Origin of the sequence: Allostigmatella hybrida, assembly GCF_020103775.1 — a bacterium.
Classification (GTDB): domain Bacteria; phylum Myxococcota; class Myxococcia; order Myxococcales; family Myxococcaceae; genus Hyalangium; species Hyalangium aurantiaca.
Genome location: NZ_JAHXBH010000002.1, coordinates 293,195 through 311,883 on the forward strand (window position 1 = coordinate 293,195; position 18,689 = coordinate 311,883).

Consider the following 18,689-nt stretch of genomic DNA (forward strand, 5'->3'; position numbering starts at 1 on the left):
CGCTCCCAGGCGGGTCAAATTCACGGCCCCCCTACGCCCACATCAGACGATCCAGCCGCCCCCGAGCACGCGATCCTGCGAATACACCACGGCGGCCTGTCCCGGCGTCACCGCGCGGGCGGGCGCATCCAGCCGCACGGACACCAGGCCGTGCGCGGAGATCTCCACCTTACCGGGCACGCCTGCGTGGCGGTGGCGGATGCGGACCTCCACCGTCTGATCCGGCGGGGGCGGCGCATCGACCCAATGCGGCTGGAGCAACCCGAAGGCATCGCGCCCCGCCGCGGAGGCCGTGCCCACGACGACGCGGTTCGTCTCCGGCTCGAGGCGCTGGACGTAGCGGGCCTCGCCGCCGCCCAGGTTCAGCCCGCGCCGCTGCCCCACGGTGAAGCGGTGAATGCCGCCGTGGCTGCCCAGCACCTGGCCCTCGGTATCGACGATGTCGCCGGAGGGCTGGGGCCCCGCCACCTTCTCCACGAAGCCCGCGTAGTCGCCATCCGGCACGAAGCAGATCTCCATGCTCTCGGGCTTCTGGCTGGTGGGAAGGGCGTGGCGCTCGGCGATGGCGCGGACCTCGGCCTTGGTCATCCCGCCCACGGGAAAGTGCACGTCGGCCAGCTCCGCCTGTCCGAGCGTGAAGAGGAAGTAGCTCTGGTCCTTGGCCAGATCCACGGCGCGGCGCAGGACATGGCGGTCCCCCTCGCGCTCGACGCGGGCGTAGTGGCCGGTGGCCAGTTGGGCGCCCAGGGCCCGGGCCCGCTTGAGGAGGAAGTTGAACTTCACGTCCCGGTTGCAGGACACGCAGGGGATGGGCGTCCGTCCGCCCAGGTACGACTGGACGAAGGGGTTGATGACGCGGTCCTTGAAGATCTCCTCCGCGTTCGCCACGTAGAAGGGGATGTCGAGCTTCTGGGCCACGGCCCGGGCATCCTCGATGTCATCCGGGCTGCAGCAACTGCCACACTGGGCCTTGCCCTCGTAGGACCAGACCCGCAGGGTGATGCCAATGACTTCGTGGCCCTGCTCCTTGAGGAGGGCGGCGGCGGCCGAGGAATCCACCCCGCCGCTCATGGCAACGACAACTCGCATGACGTCCTTCCTATCCCAGGAGCCGCCGGGAGTTGAGGGGTTGTGCCCCCACGTCCTCTCAGGCGCCCTTCCCTGCTTGCCAGGTCTTCAGGAGCCCCTTCAACCGCTCGGATTCATTGAGGGTGGGATCATCCAGCACGGCCTCTAGCAGAAACCGGGTCGCCTCGCCCACTTGAGGCGAAGGACCGATCCCCAGGGTGGTCATGATGTCCTTGCCCGAGAGCGCGAGCTCCTTCGTGGTCAGCGGAGGCTTCGCGGCCAGCAGGGCCCGCAGCCGCTCCTGGAGGCCCAAGAAGGCCGGGAGCCGGTCTGGCTGCCGGACCTCCACCCGCGCCTTCGCGGCCGCGAGCAGGGGCTCCAGCAGCGCGGGGCCCACCTGGGCCAGCACCCTCCGGAGCGAGGGATCAGAATCCCCGGTGCGGTTCTCCAGGAAGGCATGCTCGGTGAGTACCCCGAGGGTGTCGGCGGTCTTGGTGGGGAACTTGAGCCGGAGGGCGATGTCGCGGGCGGGGGCACCTCGCACGAGATCCGCCAGCAGGGCCGCCAGCCGGATCTCCACCTCGGCCGGAGCCGCCTGGGCCGCGGCACGGGCCAGACGGGCGGCGTCCTCCCCTGCCCCCGCGAGCTCCGGCAGGAAGACCTCCAGGAGCCCCGTCTCCTGAAGCAGCGTCAGGCCCAGCTCGGCCCGGGGGGACAGGAGCAGCTTGACGAACTCCTCCCGGACCCGCTCCAAGGCCACCTTCTTGAAGATGGGGAGCGTGGGCGGAATCGCGTCCCGGGTGGCAGGATCGAGCGAGAAGCCGAGCACCGCCGCGAAACGCACGGCCCTCAGGGGCCGGAGCCCATCCTCGGAGAAGCGCTCCAGGGGGCTGCGGACACACCGGATGAGCTTCGCCTGGAGATCCTCCATGCCCCCGAAGGGATCCACCAGCTCGCGGCCGATGGGATCATAGGCCATGGCGTTGATGGTGAAGTCCCGGCGGGACAGATCCCGGGTGATGTCGCGCTCGAACGTGACCGAGCTGGGGCGGCGCCCGTCGAGGTAGTCCCCCTCACTGCGGAAGGTGGTCACCTCCACATGGTTCCCCCCGATGACGACCGTCACGGTGCCGTGCTGGATGCCGGTGGGGATGACCTTCTTGAACGCGCCCTGGACTTCCTGGGGAAGCGCGCTGGAGGCCACGTCGAAGTCCTTGGGAGCAACCCCCCGGAGGATGTCGCGGACACAGCCGCCCACGAGGAAGACGGCGAAGCCCCGCTCCCGCAGCTGGTGGAGGACATCGAGGATGGGACGCGGAATGTCCGCGCGGTGGAGCTGCTCGAGCGTCATGCCCCCGGTTTAGGAGAGCCTCGCCCCGGATTCAATCTCCCCCTCAGGGCGAGGCGACGCGGTTCTCCTGGGTCCCCAGGTGAATGGCGCCATCCGGACTGAAGATGGAGGCGCGGACGACATCGCCCGCTTTCAGATAGGCGGTGTTGCGGGCCTGCATCTTCAAGACGAGCTGTGTGAGCTCCTGGGCGGACAGGAAGCGGGTGACGAGATTCCGCACCCACTTGGGCGACTTCGTGGCGTTGTGGCCCGCCGCCACGCCCCGGGGCGTCCCCGTGAGCAAGAGGTCTCCCGGAAACAGGTCCATGACGCCGGACAGCTCCGTGAGGGTCGCCTCGGGGGGGAAGATCATCTCCCCCGTGTTCGAGTCCTGGCGGACTTCATTGTTCACGGAGAGCACGAGCTGGAGGTTCATCAGCTTCGCGGAGTCCTCCGGCGCCAGCAGATAGACGTACGGGCCCACGGGGCAGAAGGTCCGGAAGCTCTTGGCCTTGTACCACTGCCCCTCGGAGAGCTGGAGGTCGCGGGCGGACACGTCGTTGCAGATGACGATCCCCGCGATGAACTCGTGCAGGCGCTCGCGCGTCACCTGCACCGGTCCGGTGATGGGACGGCCGATGATGAGGCCGAGCTCGATCTCGTAATCCAGCATCCCGGTCCGCGACGGCTTGATGATGTCGCCCCGGGCCGAGGTCAACGCCGAGGAGGCCTTGCGGAAGAACTGGTTGAAGTTCTTCGCGTCCGGGTCCTGCCCGACTTCCAGCATGTGGCTGCGGTAGTTCTGGCCCTGGCAGACAATGTTGCAGGGCGCCGTGACGGGCGCGAGCAACTCCACCTGGCTCAGGGGAATGACCGCGCCCTTGCCCGACGCGGCCACTTCCCGGGCCCGGACGGCCCCCTCGCCCAGGAACTCAGCCAACGAGGCGTACTGGCCAGGGATGGGGAGGAGTTCCTGCTGCCGAACCCATCCCCACTGCTCCGTGTCCCCGGCCTTGAACCTCGCGACATGAATTCCCATGGCAAAACCTCGTGGGGTTACCGCGCGGACGCGGCCCGGGCAACACCTTGTGACGGCTCGGTGGCCGCGCTGAGCTGCGCCAGGGCGCTCGCCATCCGGTCCGCGACCGCGCGCACGTGAGGGCTCTGCAGCATGGTGTAGTGGTTCCCCGGCATCCGGAACATCTGCACCTGCTCCAGGGCCGGACCCCAGCTGGCCTTCGGCTCCGGAAGCGCGTCCGCCGAAGGGGTGGCCGCCTCCTCGGCTTGCAGGAAGAGAACCTTGCCCCGGTAGGCGTCCGCCTGGTACCGCGACAGGGCCCGGGCGTTCTTCGCGAAAATCTGGAACCGTTGTTCCATCTCGGAGCGCTCCACCCCGGGCAACGCGCCCAGGGCATTGGCCCGATCGAACAGGTAGTCGAGCTGCGCCGCCTCATCGAGCGTCTCGAGCTTCGAAGCCTCAAGCTGCGATGCGGCTGCGCCTCCGAGCAGATCCGTGGCGAACCAGGCCATGAGGGCCGGAGCCCCCTCCGTCCGCTGGTAGACCATGGGGGACCACGTCTCCAGCAGCATGAGCAGCTCGACCTGCTCTCCAGCCTGCTCCAACTGACGGGCCATGGCCTGCGCGAGAATGCCTCCCGTGGACCAACCCCCGAGGCGGTACGGCCCCTGGGGACGAACCTTGCGCACCTCTTCCAGGTAGCGCGCCGCCATCGCCTCGATCGACTCGGCCTCCTGATCCGCCAGCGCTTGCAGCGCATAGAACGGCTGCTTGGGGCCCAGCTGCCGCGCCAGGGGCGCGTAACAGAGCACGTCGCCACCGGTCGGATGCATGAAGAACAGAGGCGGCTGATCGCCCGTCTCCTGGATCCGCACGAGCGGCGAGCGGGCCCCGGCCACCCCCTCCTGGCGCAGCACCGACGCCAGGCGCTGGATGGTGTCAGCCTGGAACAGCATCGAGACGGGCAACTGCCGGCCGAACTTCGCGCGCAACCGGGACATCAGCCGGACCGCCAGCAGGGAGTGCCCACCCAACTGGAAGAAGCTGCTGGCCACGCCGATGGGGCGCAGATCGAACAGCTCTTCCCAGAGCGCGACAAGCTCCAGCTCCAGCGCATCCCGCGGCGCCACGTACGCCACCGAGAGCTCCGCCGGAGGCGCATCGGGGGCAGGCAACGCCCGGACATCCAGCTTCTTGTTGGGCGTCAGCGGCAACGCCTCCAAGCGGATGAAGTGGTCCGGGATCATCGTGACCGGCAGCTTGTCCTTGAGGAAGCGCCGCAGATCCGATGGGGCCACCTGGGCCTCCGGGCCCGCCACGACATAGGCGGCCAGGCTCGCCTCGCCCGCCGCATCCGCCCGGGCCACCACCGCCACCTGGCGGATGTCCGGGTGCAGGCGCAGCGCGGACTCAATCTCGCCGGGTTCGATGCGAACCCCACGGACCTTGACCTGCTGGTCCATGCGGCCCAGGAACTCGATGCGCCCATCCGGGAGGTAGCGCGCGAGATCGCCGGTCCGGTACAGGCGGGCCCCCGGCTCGGAACCGAAGGGATCGGGGATGAACCGGGTGGCCGTCAGCTCGGGACGGTCGAGGTAGCCGCGGGCCACTCCTTCGCCGCCAATCAGCAGCTCCCCGGGAACTCCCACGGGAACGGGCTGCAGGTGGCGATCCAGCAGGTACATCCGGGTGTTCCGGATGGGGCGGCCAATGGGCAGCGTGGCCTCATCCGGCTGCAGCCGGTGGAAGGACGACCAGATGGTCGTCTCGGTCGGCCCGTACATGTTGAGGATCTCGCCGCCCACCAGGGGCCGGACCTGCCGCCCCAGCGCTGCGGGGAAGGCCTCGCCACCGATGAGGAGCTTCTTCAGCGGCCGGAGCGCCTCGGTGCCTCCCGGCTCCAGGAGGAGCATGCGCAGCATCGAAGGGGTGCACTGGAAGTGCGTCACCCCGTGCTGGGCCACCAGCGCTGTGATCTCCTCGGGCTGCGCCTGCTGGGTGCTCCGCTCACGCAGCTCGTTCAGGTGACGGAGTCCCGCCAGCGTCGACTCGCGGTCCACACCGAAGTCGATGAGGCAGGCGATCTCGTCCACGCCGAGGTCCCGGAGCTTGGCGACCATGGGCAGACAGCTCTCGGGGGTACCGAACAGACCCATCTGATCCTGGTACCGCTCGATCGCCCGCGTCAGCAGCAGATCGATGTCCGCTTCGCTGAGCGAGTCGAAATCCGCACCGTGCGCCAGCGGCCCGACGACGGTCTTCAGCAGGCCCACGGAACTCTTCAGGTACTGCCGGAGCGGCCCCTGGACCTTCTGACGGACCTCGGCGGCATCGTCTCCCACGAACGTGTGCAGCATGAGGGTGACGTGGCCCTCTCCAGGGCCATGACCCGCTGCTTTCCACGCATCCCGGTAGATCTGGATCTTCTTCGCCAGCTCGGTGAGGTTCTGGCCGAGCAGGTGGGTGAGAATGTTCGTCCCAAGCTCTCCGGCGGCGCGGAAGGTCTCGGGATTGCCCGCGGCGGTCAGCCAGACCGCGACGTCGGGTTGAACGGGCCGGGGAAGGGACTGGACCGGAACGTCCTTGCCTATCCCGTTACGGAAGTTCACCTGCTCGCCGCGCCACAGCTTCTTGAACGTCTCGATCTGACCGGCCAGGCCGCTGCGCGCATCGGCATAGCGCTCGGGGGCCAGCACGAAGTCGTTCGGGTGCCACCCGGAGGCGAAGGAGAGATCGACGCGTCCATTCGAGAGGTTGTCCACGATGGACCACTCCTCGGCGACGCGGATGGGGCTGTGGAGCGGAAGCACGACACTGCCCGCGCGGATCCGGATGTTCCGGGTCGTGGCCGCGAGGGCGGCGCTGACGACGGACGGGTTCGGAAAGATTCCGCCGAAAGGATGGAAGTGCCGCTCGGGCGTCCAGACGGCGGTGAAGCCGTGCTGATCCGCGAACCGCGCCCCCTCCAGCAGGAGCTGGTACTTGCCGTTGACGCTCTCCCGCTCATCGCTGGCGAAGTAGAACAGGCTGAACTCGGGCGGCTTGCGGTGGCTGTCGCCGACGGGCAAGCCCGCGCCCTGCTCTCCGCGAATGACGACCTGGAAGCCACGGGTCAGCGAGAACAGGATCTCCAGAATGGAGATGTCGAACGACATGCTCGTCGTCGCGAGCCACGTCCCCCGCGTCTGGCTGTCCAGGGGCGCATCCATGGCCGCGAAGAAGCTCTCCGCGTTCCGGTGGCACACCATGACGCCCTTGGGGCGTCCCGTGGAGCCCGAGGTGTAGAGGGTGTAGGCCACGTTGCCGGCGCCCACCCCACTCTTCGGAGTGCCCAGCGCTCCTGAAGTCCCCTCCTCCGGAGCATCCAGGCACACCACCTTCGACCCAGTGTCCGGCAGGTGCTGCTGAAGCCGCGACTCGGTGAGCACCACCGGCGCCTGCGAGTCCGTGAGCATGAAGGCCAGCCGGTCGGCCGGGTACGTGGGGTCCATCGGCACATAGGCGCCCCCTGCCTTCAGGATGCCGATCATTCCGATGACCATGTCGAGGCCCCGGTGGACACAGAGCCCCACGCGGACCTCGGGCCCCACCCCCAACGCGCGCAGGCGGTGGGCCAGGCGGTTCCCGCGCTCATTCAGCTCGCGGTACGTCAGCGTCTTGTTCCCGGACACCAGCGCGATGGCATCCGGGGCCTTCTGAACCTGCGCCTCGAACGTCTCGTGAATGCACACGTCCCGGGAGAAGTCTCCGGCCGTGTCGTTCCAAGCCGCGAGCACCTGATGCCGCTCGGAGGGCTTCAGGACCGACAGCTCGGACAGGCGCTTCCCGGGCCCCTCGACGATGCTCTCCAGCAGGGTCTCCAGGTTGCCGAGGATCTGCTGGGCATTCGCCGCGTCGAACAGATCGGTGCTGTACTTCAGCATGCCGTTCAGGCCCGAGTCCGTCTCCGTCAGCTCCAGGATCAGGTCAAACTGCCCTTCCTGCTGCGGAATCTCGAAGGGCCGCAGCACGAGCCCCCCCGGCATCGCGGGGTTGGCTTCATCTCCCGCGTAGATGTTCCCCTGCTGCGCGGGCTGCAGCATGAAGACGGACTGGAAGATGGGGGAGCTGTTGGAGTGCCGCTCCGGGTTCAGCTTCTCCACGAGGAGGTGGAACGGGAAGTCCTGGTGGGCCAGCCCACCGACCACCGTCTGCCGGAGCTGCCCGAGGAAGTCCCGGAACGTGGGGTTGCCGGACAGATTCCCCCGCAGGGGAATCATGTTCATGAAGTTGCCCACGACCCGTGAGAACTGGGGCTGCGTCCGTCCGAGCGTCGGCGAGCCCAGCAGGATGTCCTCCTCGCCCGTGTAGCGGTGCATGAGCACCATGAACGCCGCGAGGACCGTGGTGTACAGCGTGGAGCCCTCGCGCTCGGAGAGCGTCTTCAGCTGCCGGGTCAGCGCCGCGTTCAGCGAGACCAGAATCGAGGCCCCCGAGTACCCCTGCACCGCGGGCCGGGGACGCGCGAAGGGCAGGTTCAGCACCGGCAGAGAGCCCGCCAGTTGCTTGGACCAGTACTCCCACAGCCGCTGTCCCGCGGGGCCCGCGAGCATCTCGGACTGCCAGCGGACATAGTCCACGTACGTCACCGGCGGAGGCGGAAGGTTCGAGGGAACCCCCGCCTTCTCCGCGGCGTAGAGGTGCCGCAAAAGCTCGTCGCCGAGCACGATCAGCGACCACCCGTCGTAGACGATGTGGTGGATGGAGAGCAGCAGCACGTGGTCCTTGGGACCCCGCGTGAACAGGTGAACGCGGATGAGGGGGCCCCGCTCCAGATCGAACGGCGCCTGGTAGGTCCGCGTCACCAGCTGCTTCAGCGCATCGAGCTCCATGCCCGGAACGTCCACCTGTTCGAAGTGGACCTCGGCCCGCTGGCGGACCTTCTGGATCGGCTGCCCCTGGTGGGTGGCCACCGTCGTCCGCAGCGCGCCATGGCGATCAATGAGCGCCTGGCAGGCGCGCCGCAACGCGGGGACGTCCAGCTCGGAGACAACGCGAATGGACAGCGCCGTGTTGTACGCGGAGCTGTCCGGCGCCAGCTGGTGCACGAACCAGAGCGCCTGTTGCCCATGGGAGAGCGGATGCACGGACTCCCCCTCCGCCGCGAGGCGGCGGAGGTACGGCAGGAGCGCCGCCTTGTGGGTGGAGAGCAGGCTCAGGGTCTCCGGCGACAGGGCCCCCTTCGGAGCCCTGTACTTCAACCGCTCGCCTTCCACCCAGAGCGTGACGTCCTGCTTGGACAGCTCTGCCATGAGTTCTTCTGGGCTCACAGCTCGCCTTCCTCCCAGGACCTGGCCACGGCCGCGGGCGCCTGGCCGCTGCCCATCCGCTCCGCGAGCCGCACCGACAGGTGCGCGATGCTGGCGCCCTGGAGCACCTCATCCAGAGGCACGTCCATGCCCGTCTCGGCGTGGATCTTGTGCTTCAGCTCGAGCGACAGGAGCGAATCCAAGCCCATGCTGTTCAGCGGCTGCTCCGGGTCGAGCTTGGCGACGGGCATCTTCAGCAGGTTCGCCACCTGCTCGCACAGATAGCTGCTGAAGAGCTGGCCACGCTGGCTGGGCTCCGCGCCGAGCAGCGTGTTGGCGAAGGTACTCGCCGCCGACGTGGAGCCCTGGGCTCCCATGTCCTCCACGGACGTGGGGAGCACGAAGGTGCCCTCCTGGACCTGCTGGAACGCCGTCGCGTAGGGAAGGCGCACGCTCAGCCGATCGGCGTTGATGCGCCGGAGCGTGTCGGTATCCATCGACTCGTCCTTGGTCACCGTGAACAGGAGGTAGGCGGCCAGCCGGCGCTGCAGCAGCTCTCCCAGCATGTGGATGCCGTGCAGGTGCTTCTTGGTCACGTCGTCCGAGTCCCGCGTCACCCGCTCGAAGTTCTCGTTGAACTGGGGGTCGTACAGGAAGTTGGCGATCTCCTGCGTGGCCTCGACGGCCTGGACCACCCGGAGCTGGTTGCGCGCCAGGATCTCGACCCACTCGGCCTGCGGCACGAAGAGGGTCGTCGACTCCGGGTGCTCGATCGGAGTGACCATGTTCGAGATGGTCTCGGCCATGACCATGTAGCCGCCATTGCGCAGGCTGCGGCTGATGTTGGCGAAGAGGTCCGCCTTGTTCCGGATGTGGTGGATGACCTGGAAGCCGAGGACCAGATCATAGGTCGAAGGGAACGGATCCCGCGAGCTGTCCTGGTAGTGCAGCGTGATGCGCTCATCGAGCCCCAGGCCCCGGATGCGCTGCCGCCCCACCGCGATCTGATCGGGCGAGATGTTGCACCCGTGCAGCTGCAGGTGGGAGTGCTTCATCGCGAGATCAATCAGGTCGGCCGAGTGGCCGCACCCGATGTCGAGCACGCGCGAGAAGTTCTGGAACGGGAGTCCCCGGAAGATGGTCTGGGACATCTCCCGGTTGGCCTGCACGGCGAGGTCGTAATACTTCTGGAAGCCCGCCATGTCCGACGGCTCGGCCTTGTAGAGCGAGATCCACGAGAACCCCGGAACGGCCTCGCGCAGCGTGGCGAAGCGCAGCGAGGGGCCTTCCTGGACCGTGGTGACATCCAGCATCTGCGCGACGGCCCGGTAGAAGGACACCAAGGTATCCGAGTTGGGGATGAGCGAGTCGATCCAGTAGCGCTCCCGCTGGAAGGCATAGGTGGGCAGCGCCACCTTGGCCCTCGGGTAGTCCTGGTCGAACCCCGCCCAGTCCACCCCCACTCCCTTCACGTACAGCTTCCCCACGCTCCCCAGCATCTGCTGCCACTCGTTGCTTCCCTGCTTCAACGAGCCCAACCACTCTGCCTCACCGGCCGGCAAGCTCCTCTTCCCCACGTTCACCAGCGTCGGCTTCGGCCCCACCTCCACGAACACCCGGTACCCCTTCTCGTACAGCCCCTTCAGCCCCTCCCAGTACTTCACCGGCTGCCGGATGTGCTTCTTCCAGTACTCCCCCTTCAGCCCCTCCTCACCCTTCACCTGCACGCCGCTCACGTTCGACACCAGCTCGATTTCGGGCCGCTTCCACTTCACCTGCCCGGCCTCCTTCTCGAACGCCTCCAGCATCGGCTCCATCAGCGGCGAGTGGAACGCGTGCGTCGTCTTCAGCTTCCGGCACTCCACCCCCTTCTCCTTCAGCTTCGACACCACCTGCTCCACCTGCGCCGCCCGGCCCGACACCACCGTCTCCTCGGGGCCGTTTACCGCCGCCACCGATACGCTCTGCTCGTACCCGGCCAGCGCTTCTCTCACCTTCGCTTCCGCCGCCAGCACCGCCACCATCTCCCCCGCCTCCGGCAGCTGCTGCATCAGCCGGCCTCGCGCCGCCACCAGCTTCAGCCCCTCCTCCTGCGTGCACATCCCCGCCACGCACGCCGCCACGTACTCGCCCAGGCTGTGGCCCATCACCGCCGCTGGCTTCACTCCCCAGCTCATCCACAGCTGTGCCAGTGCGTACTCCACCGCGAACAACGCTGGCTGCGACACCCCGCTCTGCTCCAGCAGGTGTCCCTTTCCTCCGTACAGCACCTCCACCAGTGACTCGTTGAGCACCGGCTTCAGCAGCTCATCGCTCTTCTGAAGGCTCGCCCGGAACGTCGGCTGCGTCTCGTACAACTCCCGGCCCATCCCCTCGTGCTGGCTCCCCTGTCCCGTGAACAGGAACACCACCTCCGCTTTGCCGTTGCCAGGGGCCTGGCCCACCAGCACCTCGGCGGGCTTGCCCTCGGCGAACAGGGCCAGTTGCTGGCTCAGCTGCGCGGGGGACTCGGCCACCAGGGCCAGCCGGTGCTTGAACTGCGCGCGGCCGGCATTCGCCGTGTGGCACACATCCGCCAGGTTCACAGGACCGCACGACGCCAGATACTGGGCGTACCGGCCCGCCAGCGCCTTCAGCGCCGCGTCGCTGCGCGCCGACAGGCTCAGCACGTGTGCCGGGCGCTCGCGATCCGACGTCTGGCGGCCCTGCTTCGGCGCCTCTTCCAGCACCACGTGCGCGTTCGTGCCGCTGGCGCCAAACGAGCTCACGCTGCCGATGCGCTTGTCCTTCTTCGCCTTCCACGGGGTCAGCTGCGTGGGGATCTCCACGGGCAGCTCATTCCAGGGGATGTAGGGGTTGCCCCGCTTGAAGTGAAGGTGGGCGGGGATCTGGCCATGGCTCAGCGAGAGCGCCAGCTTGATCAAGCCAGCGATGCCCGAGGCGTACTCCAGGTGGCCGAAGTTGGTCTTCACCGAGCCCACCAGCAGGGGCTGCTCCCGCTCCTGCTTCTTGCCGAAGACGGCGCCAATGGCGCGCAGCTCGATGGGGTCGCCCAGCGCGGTGCCCGTGCCGTGGGCTTCCACGTAGTCCACCTGCCCGGGCTCGAGCCCGGCGTTCTCCAGGGCCTGGCGGATCACCGCCTGCTGCGCGAGCCCGTTGGGGACCGTGAGGTCGCTGCTGTGGCCGTCCTGGTTCGTCGCCGTGCCGCGAATAACGGCCAGGACGTTGTCCCCGTCCTTCTGGGCATCGGAGAGCCGCTTGAGCACGATGATGCCGCACCCCTCGCCGCGCCCGTAGCCATCCGCCTCGGCGTCGAACGTCTTGCAGCGGCCGTCGACGGCCAGCATGCGGGCCTTGCAGGTCGTGATCGTCCCCTGGGGGGCCAGGATGAGGTTCACGCCGCCCACGAGGGCCATCGAGGACTCACCCGTGCGCAAGCTTTGACAGGCCAGGTGGACCGCGACGAGGGACGAGGAACATGCCGTATCGACCGCGAGGCTGGGGCCTTGCAGATCGAAGAAGTGCGACAAACGGCCGGTCGCGAACGTGAGCAAGCTGCCGGTGAGGAAGGTGGCGTCGATGTTGTCCGCCCCCTTGGCCGCCTGGACGAGCTGGGTGTACTCGCCGGTGGAGCCGCCGATGAAGATGCCGGTCTTGCTGCCCGCGATGCTCTGGGGCGCGATGCCCGCGTGCTCCAGGGCCTCCCAGCTCACCTCCAGCAACAGCCGGTGCTGCGGATCCAGGTTGGCCGCGGCGCGGGGAGGAATCCCGAAGAAGTAGGAATCGAACTGATCCGCATCCTCCAGGAACGCCCCGTTCCGGGTGTACATCTTGCCCGGGGCAGCGGGATCCGCATCGTAATACTTGTCGATGTCCCAGCGGCTGCCCGGCACCTGCTTGACAGCATCCACGCCTTCGCTCAGCAGCTTCCAGAACGCCTCGGGTCCGTTCACGCCACCCGGAAACCGGCAGCCAATGCCAACGATGGCGATGGGCTCCGCCATCTTCTGCTCAGGGACGGTCTCACCCGCGGAGCGAAGAAGCATCTTCGCCAGGCTCACGCGCTTCTCAGGGGAAAGACCACGAACCAACTTCTCCATGACATCACTCATGTGAACCGTCTCCAGGGAAAGAGTGGGCGAGGTCGCTAAGCTCGGATTCAGAGAGCCGTCCCGCTTCACCCAACAGATCAAGAATGTCGCTGTCCACCAGGGCTACGTCCTCACGGGATGCTTCCGCGGGCGCCGAGAGGAGCGCCGCGAGCGCGGGCACCTCCTTGGCCAGGAAGCCCGTCAACGCCTCGACGGTGGGGTACTCGAAGGCAATCGTGGAGGGGAGCCCGTGCCGCAGGCTCGTCTCCAGGAGCTTCTTCAGCTCGATGGACATGAGGGAGTTCATGCCCATCTGGAAGAAGCCTTGTTGCGGCTCCAGCCGGGAGGGATCCGCGCCCAGAACGCGCGCAGCCTCTTTCTGCACATACTCCATCAAGAGCGCGCGCCGCCGGCTGGAAGGCGCCTCCTCCAGGCGGAGCAACAGCTCGGAGCGGGCGTTCCCGGCGGGCGCCTTCTGCACGGGTTGCGCCGTGACGATGTTCTCCAGGAAGGGCCGCTGCCGCTTGGCCTCCTGCAGGGGCTTGAAGCGGCTCCACTCTACGGAGGCCACCACCCGCTGGGCGGCCTTGGTCCCGGCGAGGCGCCCCAGGATGGCGAGCGCCGCTTCGGTGGGCATGGCCTCCAGACCGATCTGCGAGAAGAACCGCTTGGCCTCCTCGGAGCCTGCCATTCCGCCTTCGGTCCACCGGCCCCAGTTGATGCTCGTCGCGGCAAGCCCCTGCGACCGGCGCAGGTGGGCCAGCGCGTCGAGGGAGTGGTTCGCCGCGGCATAGGCGGCCATTCCCTGCGCGCCCCACACGGCCGAGGCCGAGGAGAACATGACGAAGCACGAGAGCGGCAGGTCCCGGGTGTACTCGTGCAACAGCCAGGCCCCGGCGGCCTTGGGACGGAACACCGACGCGAACAGATCGGGATCCGTCTCCTGCCAGCTCCGGTGCGTCGAGACACCCGCCGCATGGAAGATGCCCACTAGGGGCACGGCCCCCTTGCGGATCCCCTCGATCAGCGAGGCCACCTGGGCCTGCTCGCCGACATCGCAGCGGACGATCTGCACCGAGGCGCCCATCGCCTGAAGCGCCTGCACCGCCTCGGCCTGCGCGCGGAGGGGGCTGCCCTCGGGCAAGCTGCTCCACTGGCTTGCATCGGGAAGCCCACTGCGGCTGGCCAGGATCAGGTGTCGGGCGCCCTTGGACACCAACCACCGGGAGACCTGAAGCCCCAGCGCGCCCAGGCCTCCGGTGATGAGGTAGGCCCCGTCCTCGCGCCACGTGGCGGGACTCTCGGCGGACACATCGCCGCGCACCAGCCGGGCCACGTGCCGCTTGGCCCCGCGGTAGGCGATCTGGTCCTCCCCGTCCGGCATCCGCAGCTCCTGCCAGAGCGCTTCGAGCTCATGGGCGGGAGCGTCCGGCGAAAGATCCACCAGTCCCCCCCACAGCTCGGGGTGCTCCAGGGCAAGCACGCGCCCCGCGCCCCACAGGGGCGCTTGCGCCACGGAGACCGCCTCCTTCCCCACGGACTGAGCGCCCCGGGTCACCAGCCACAGCTTGGCCTTCTGGCCTGAGCCCCGGCTGAGCCGCTGCACCAGCGCGGGCAGGCTGCCACAGCCCAGCCGCAGCGTGTCCTCCAGCACGGCCACACTGGGAGCCGGCTGGCCTCCAGCGTTCAGGCTCCACAGGTGCACCACGTTCCGGAAGGGGCCCTCGGCCTCGAGCTTGCCGAGCATCCGCTGCCAATCCGCGGGATCCTCCGGCTTGACGCTGAGCTGGCCGGGGTCTGAAGCTCCCGCGCGGAGCACCGTACACGGCGTGCCCTGGTCCCGCAGCCGTGTGGCCAGCGCATCGCCCAAGCCGTGAGTGTCGGCCAGGATCAACCACGGGCCCACCTCCGCGCCCGGGGCTTGTGCCTCGGGCCGGGAGGCATGCTTCTTCTCCGGCCAGGCCACCTCGTACACCCACTCGCGCAGCGCCTGCGGCGCCACATGCTCGAGATCCGCGCCTTCCGAGGGAGCTGCCCAGGCGCCCCCATCCTCGAACTCCGTGAGCGGCGTCAGGGCGCCCAGCTTCGCCCGGTTGGCGCGCTTGAGGTACGGCCTGTTGGCGAAGTCATCCTTCTGGATGATGATCAGGGCGTAGCTCATCAGCCCTTTCTCGAGCGCCTTGCCGAAGTTGCGCATGGCGTCGAAGTTGCGCCGCACCAGCTCGGTCAGCCCGAAGCGCTGGGAGATGGTGTCGAGGTGGCCGTCGAACCCGGGGTCCTCCAGGAAGTTCGCGGCCTCCTGGCTGATGTCGACGCTCTCCACCACCCGCAGGTTGTGCCGGGCCAGCAGGTCCGCCCACTCCTCGGCGTTGACGTTGTAGGAGGCGGTCTCCTCGACGTTGATCGCCGACACGCTGTTGGCGATGAAGTCCGCGAGGAGCAGGAACCCACCGTTCTGCAGGTTCCGGGAGATGTTCGAGAAGAGCGCCACCTTGTCGGCGATATGGGTGACGACCTCGAACCCGAAGATCAGATCGTAGCGGTCCGGGAACTCATCCTTGGCGCTGTCCCGCGCGAAGACGCGGATGCGGTCCTGGAGCCCCCGCGCGCGGACCCGCTCCGCATCGATGGCGGCCTGCTCGGCCGAGATGGTGTAGCCGTGCAGGGTGAGGTGCGGGTGCTTCTTGCCCAGCGAGATCAGGTCAGAGGCATACCCGCAGCCGAAGTCGAGCACCTTGCGCACCGAGGACCAGTCGACGCCCCGGAACAGCACCGAGCGCAACCCTCGCTGGCCGTTGACCAGCACCTCGGTGTGCTCCTCGCGCTCCGAGAGGCCGTACACGCTCATGATCCAGGAGAAGCCGGGGAGCTTCTGCCGCAGGATGCCGAAGGTCAGGTAGACCTCGTCCGGCTTGAGCACCCGCTCGCGCTCCACGGAGTCATCGTAGAAGCGCGAGGGCGTCCCATCGGCATGCTCGGGCTGCGCCGCATCGGACTGCGAGGCGCGCTGGAGCGCGGGCACCAGGGCACTTTCCGTGGCATGCGCCCGGGCCCCGGCGGGACGGAAGTCCGCAACCCGCTTCAAGTCCACCCAGAACCGGGAGCGCTGCCAGGGGTAGGCCGGCAGGGAGACGCTCTGGCGGACCTCGGGATACTGCGCCCGCCAGTCGATCGGGTGCCCCGCCGTGTGCAGGGCGCCGAGCGCCTGCAACATGACCTCCACCTCCGCCTCCTCACGCCGCAGGGACGGCAGCGCGATGCCCGGCTGCTGGGCGGCACGCACGGTCCGCTCGACGGACTGCAGCAGGATGGGATGGGGGCTCAGCTCCAGGAAGACCTGGTGCTGCTGGGAAAGGAGTTGCTCGATGACGGGCGAGAACAGAACAGGCTCGCGGAGGTTGCGCTGCCAGTAGGCGGCGCCCCAGTCCGTGCCATCCGTCGCCTTGCCCGTGACCGTGGAGTACACGGGCACGCTCGCCGCCTTGGGACGCAGGTCCTTCAGCACCGCTTTGAGCTCGGCGAGCAGCGGCTCCACCTGTGGAGAGTGCGAGGCGACGTCCACCTTGACGTTGCGGCAGAAGATGTTCTGCCGCTGCAGGTGGGCCATCACCTCTTGCAGGGCCTGAGGGTCGCCCGCCAGCACCGTGGACGTCGGGCTGTTGCTGGCCGCGATGGAGAGCCGGTCCTCGTAGCCCGCCAGTGCGTTGCGCGCCTGGACCAGGGAGAGCTCCGCGAGCGCCATCGCGCCCTGGCCGCGGATCCGCCGGAGCAGCGCGCTGCGCAGACAGATGACCTTCGCGGCATCCTCCAGGCTGAGCACGCTCGCGACATAGGCGGCGGCCACCTCGCCCATGCTGTGTCCCACCACGGCATCCGGCTCGATGCCCCAGGAGCGCCACTGCGCGGCAAGCGCCACCGAGACAGCGAACAGCACCGGCTGCAGGACGTCGATGTCCCCCATCCGGGACGAGGCCTCGTCCGCGCCCAGTTGCTCCAGGAGGGACCAGCTCCCATGGGCCCGGAAGGCCTGGTCACAGTCCTCGATGGCCTTGCGGAACACCGGCGAGGTCCGGAGCAGCTCCCGGCCCATCCCGGTCCACTGGGAGCCCTGACCGGAGAACACGAACACCACCTTCGGCCGGCGCAGGGCCGCCTCGCGGGACGAGACCGCAGGATGCGGCTCGCCCTTGAGGAACGCGCCGAGGTGCTCCACGAGCGCCTCACGCGTGCTGCCGGTCACGGCCAGCCGGTGCTCGTAATGGCTGCGCCGGGCACTGGCCGTGTAGCAGATGTCCTCGAGCCGGAGGCTCGCCCCTATCCCCTCACTGCCCAGGAACGCTTGGTAGGAGCGGGCAAGGGCCTGTAGCGCCGGAGCATTGCGCGCCGACAGCGGCAGGAGATAGGCCGGACGCGCCGAGGACGGCTCCGCCGGGCGCCGCATGGCCTGCTCAGGCGCTTCCTCGACCACAAGGTGGGCGTTGATGCCGCTCAGGCCGAAGGAGCTGATGCCCGCCACCCGCTGCCCGGAGCCACCGGCCCAGGACTGCAACTTCGTGGGGATGGTGATGGGGAGCTGGTTCCAGGGAATGGCTGGGGTGGGCTTCGTCAGGTGGAGATGAGGCGGAATCTCGCGGTGCTGAAGCATCAGCACCACCTTGATCAGCCCGGCGATCCCCGCCGCCGCCTCCAGGTGACCGACGTTGGTCTTGACCGACCCGATGGTGAGCGCTTGGGCCTGGGTCCGCCCTTCCTCGAAGACGCGCTGCAGGGCCCGGATCTCGATGGGGTCACCCAGGGGGGTGGCCGTCCCGTGGGCCTCGACGTAGCTCACCTGGGAGGGCTCCACGCCCGCGCTGGCGAGCGCCCGGCGGATCACCGCCTCCTGGGCAGGCCCGCTGGGAACGGTCAAGCCGCCGCTGGGGCCATCGTGGTTCACCGCGCCCCCGCGAATCACCGCGAGCACGGGATCGCCGTCGGCGATGGCCTCCGAGAGCCGCTTGAGCACCACGACGCCACAGCCCTCTCCCCGGACATAGCCATCCGCGGAGGCGTCGAAGGTCTTGCAGCGCCCGTGAGGCGACTGCGAGCGGAGCCGGGACGAGACGATGTGCCCATCCGGCGCCAGGATGACGCTCACGCCGCCCGCGATGGCCATGTTGCACTCGCGGGAGCGCAGGCTCTGGCACGCCAGGTGGACCGACACGAGCGAGGAGGAGCACGCCGTGTTGACCGCCATGCTGGGCCCCTGGGCGCCCAGGATGTAGGAGATGCGGCCCGCCATGAAGCTGGAGTCATTGCCGAGCGCCATATAGGCATCCAGCAAAGCGGGATCCGCCTGCTTCATCTGAAGCTGGGCGTAGTCGTTGAGCATGACGCCCACGAACACGCCGGTCAGGCTGTTGGCGAGCCGCTCCGGAACCTGGCCTGCATTGGCGAGCGCTTCCCAGGTCACCTCCAGCATCAGGCGCTGCTGGGGATCCATGCTCGCCACTTCGCGGGGCGCGATGCCGTAGAAGCTGGCATCCAGCTCATCGAGCCGCACGTCCTTCAGGAACCCGCCCCACCGGGTGTACATCTTCCCCAGGGCATCGGGATCCGGATCGTAATACTCATTGAGATCCCACCGGTCGGGAGGGACCTCGACGATGGTGTCCCGGCCCTCGCGCAGCAGGTCCCAGAACGCCTTCGGATCATTGCCACCGCCCGGGAAACGGCACGCCATGCCGACGATGGCCACGGGCTCCCGCTTCTCGCGCTCGCTTGCCTCGAGCTTGGCCTGCATCTTCTCCAGCGCCACCAACGCGCGCGCCAGGCGAGCACTGTGCTCGTGTTGCTCCACGGGGCTGCTCATCGTGTCATGCCTCTCATGATCAATTTCGGGAGTGCGGCGGCCT

6 protein-coding genes are annotated in these 18,689 nt (G+C 68.4%); all 6 read right to left on the bottom strand.

Annotated elements, in window-relative coordinates; genetic code table 11:
* Positions 1–42: 42 nt before the first annotated feature.
* The 6 genes from mnmA to KY661_RS06525 are packed head-to-tail and all read right to left on the bottom strand — an operon-like array spanning position 43 to position 18,646.
* Positions 43–1,089: a tRNA 2-thiouridine(34) synthase MnmA gene (gene mnmA / locus KY661_RS06500; RefSeq protein ID WP_225409374.1), complete on the bottom strand. Its 1,047-nt coding sequence runs from the start codon at positions 1,087–1,089 to the stop codon at positions 43–45.
* Between the two features lie 58 nt (positions 1,090–1,147).
* Positions 1,148–2,419 (bottom strand): CCA tRNA nucleotidyltransferase, encoded by a 1,272-nt coding sequence (locus KY661_RS06505; RefSeq protein WP_225409375.1) that lies wholly within the window; start codon positions 2,417–2,419, stop codon positions 1,148–1,150.
* Positions 2,420–2,462: 43 nt separating this feature from the next.
* Positions 2,463–3,437: a fumarylacetoacetate hydrolase family protein gene (locus KY661_RS06510; protein ID WP_225409376.1), complete on the bottom strand. Its 975-nt coding sequence runs from the start codon at positions 3,435–3,437 to the stop codon at positions 2,463–2,465.
* A 17-nt stretch (positions 3,438–3,454) separates the two neighbouring features.
* Positions 3,455–8,707: a MupA/Atu3671 family FMN-dependent luciferase-like monooxygenase gene (locus KY661_RS06515; RefSeq protein WP_225409377.1), complete on the bottom strand. Its 5,253-nt coding sequence runs from the start codon at positions 8,705–8,707 to the stop codon at positions 3,455–3,457.
* Positions 8,708–8,721: 14 nt separating this feature from the next.
* Entirely contained in the window at positions 8,722–12,816 is a 4,095-nt protein-coding gene (locus tag KY661_RS06520) for a type I polyketide synthase (RefSeq protein ID WP_225409378.1), read from the bottom strand.
* Positions 12,809–18,646: a type I polyketide synthase gene (locus KY661_RS06525; RefSeq protein ID WP_225409379.1), complete on the bottom strand. Its 5,838-nt coding sequence runs from the start codon at positions 18,644–18,646 to the stop codon at positions 12,809–12,811. Before KY661_RS06525 ends, KY661_RS06520 begins: the two co-directional genes overlap by 8 nt.
* Positions 18,647–18,689 lie beyond the last annotated feature (43 nt).

What these genes read in the sequence shown, in the direction of transcription:
- mnmA (WP_225409374.1), bottom strand. Translation starts at nt 1,089, where the DNA reads ATGCGAGTTGTCGTTGCCATGAGCGGCGGGGTGGATTCCTCGGCCGCC.
- KY661_RS06505 (WP_225409375.1), bottom strand. Translation starts at nt 2,419, where the DNA reads ATGACGCTCGAGCAGCTCCACCGCGCGGACATTCCGCGTCCCATCCTC.
- KY661_RS06510 (WP_225409376.1), bottom strand. Translation starts at nt 3,437, where the DNA reads ATGGGAATTCATGTCGCGAGGTTCAAGGCCGGGGACACGGAGCAGTGG.
- KY661_RS06515 (WP_225409377.1), bottom strand. Translation starts at nt 8,707, where the DNA reads ATGGCAGAGCTGTCCAAGCAGGACGTCACGCTCTGGGTGGAAGGCGAG.
- KY661_RS06520 (WP_225409378.1), bottom strand. Translation starts at nt 12,816, where the DNA reads ATGAGTGATGTCATGGAGAAGTTGGTTCGTGGTCTTTCCCCTGAGAAG.
- KY661_RS06525 (WP_225409379.1), bottom strand. Translation starts at nt 18,646, where the DNA reads ATGAGCAGCCCCGTGGAGCAACACGAGCACAGTGCTCGCCTGGCGCGC.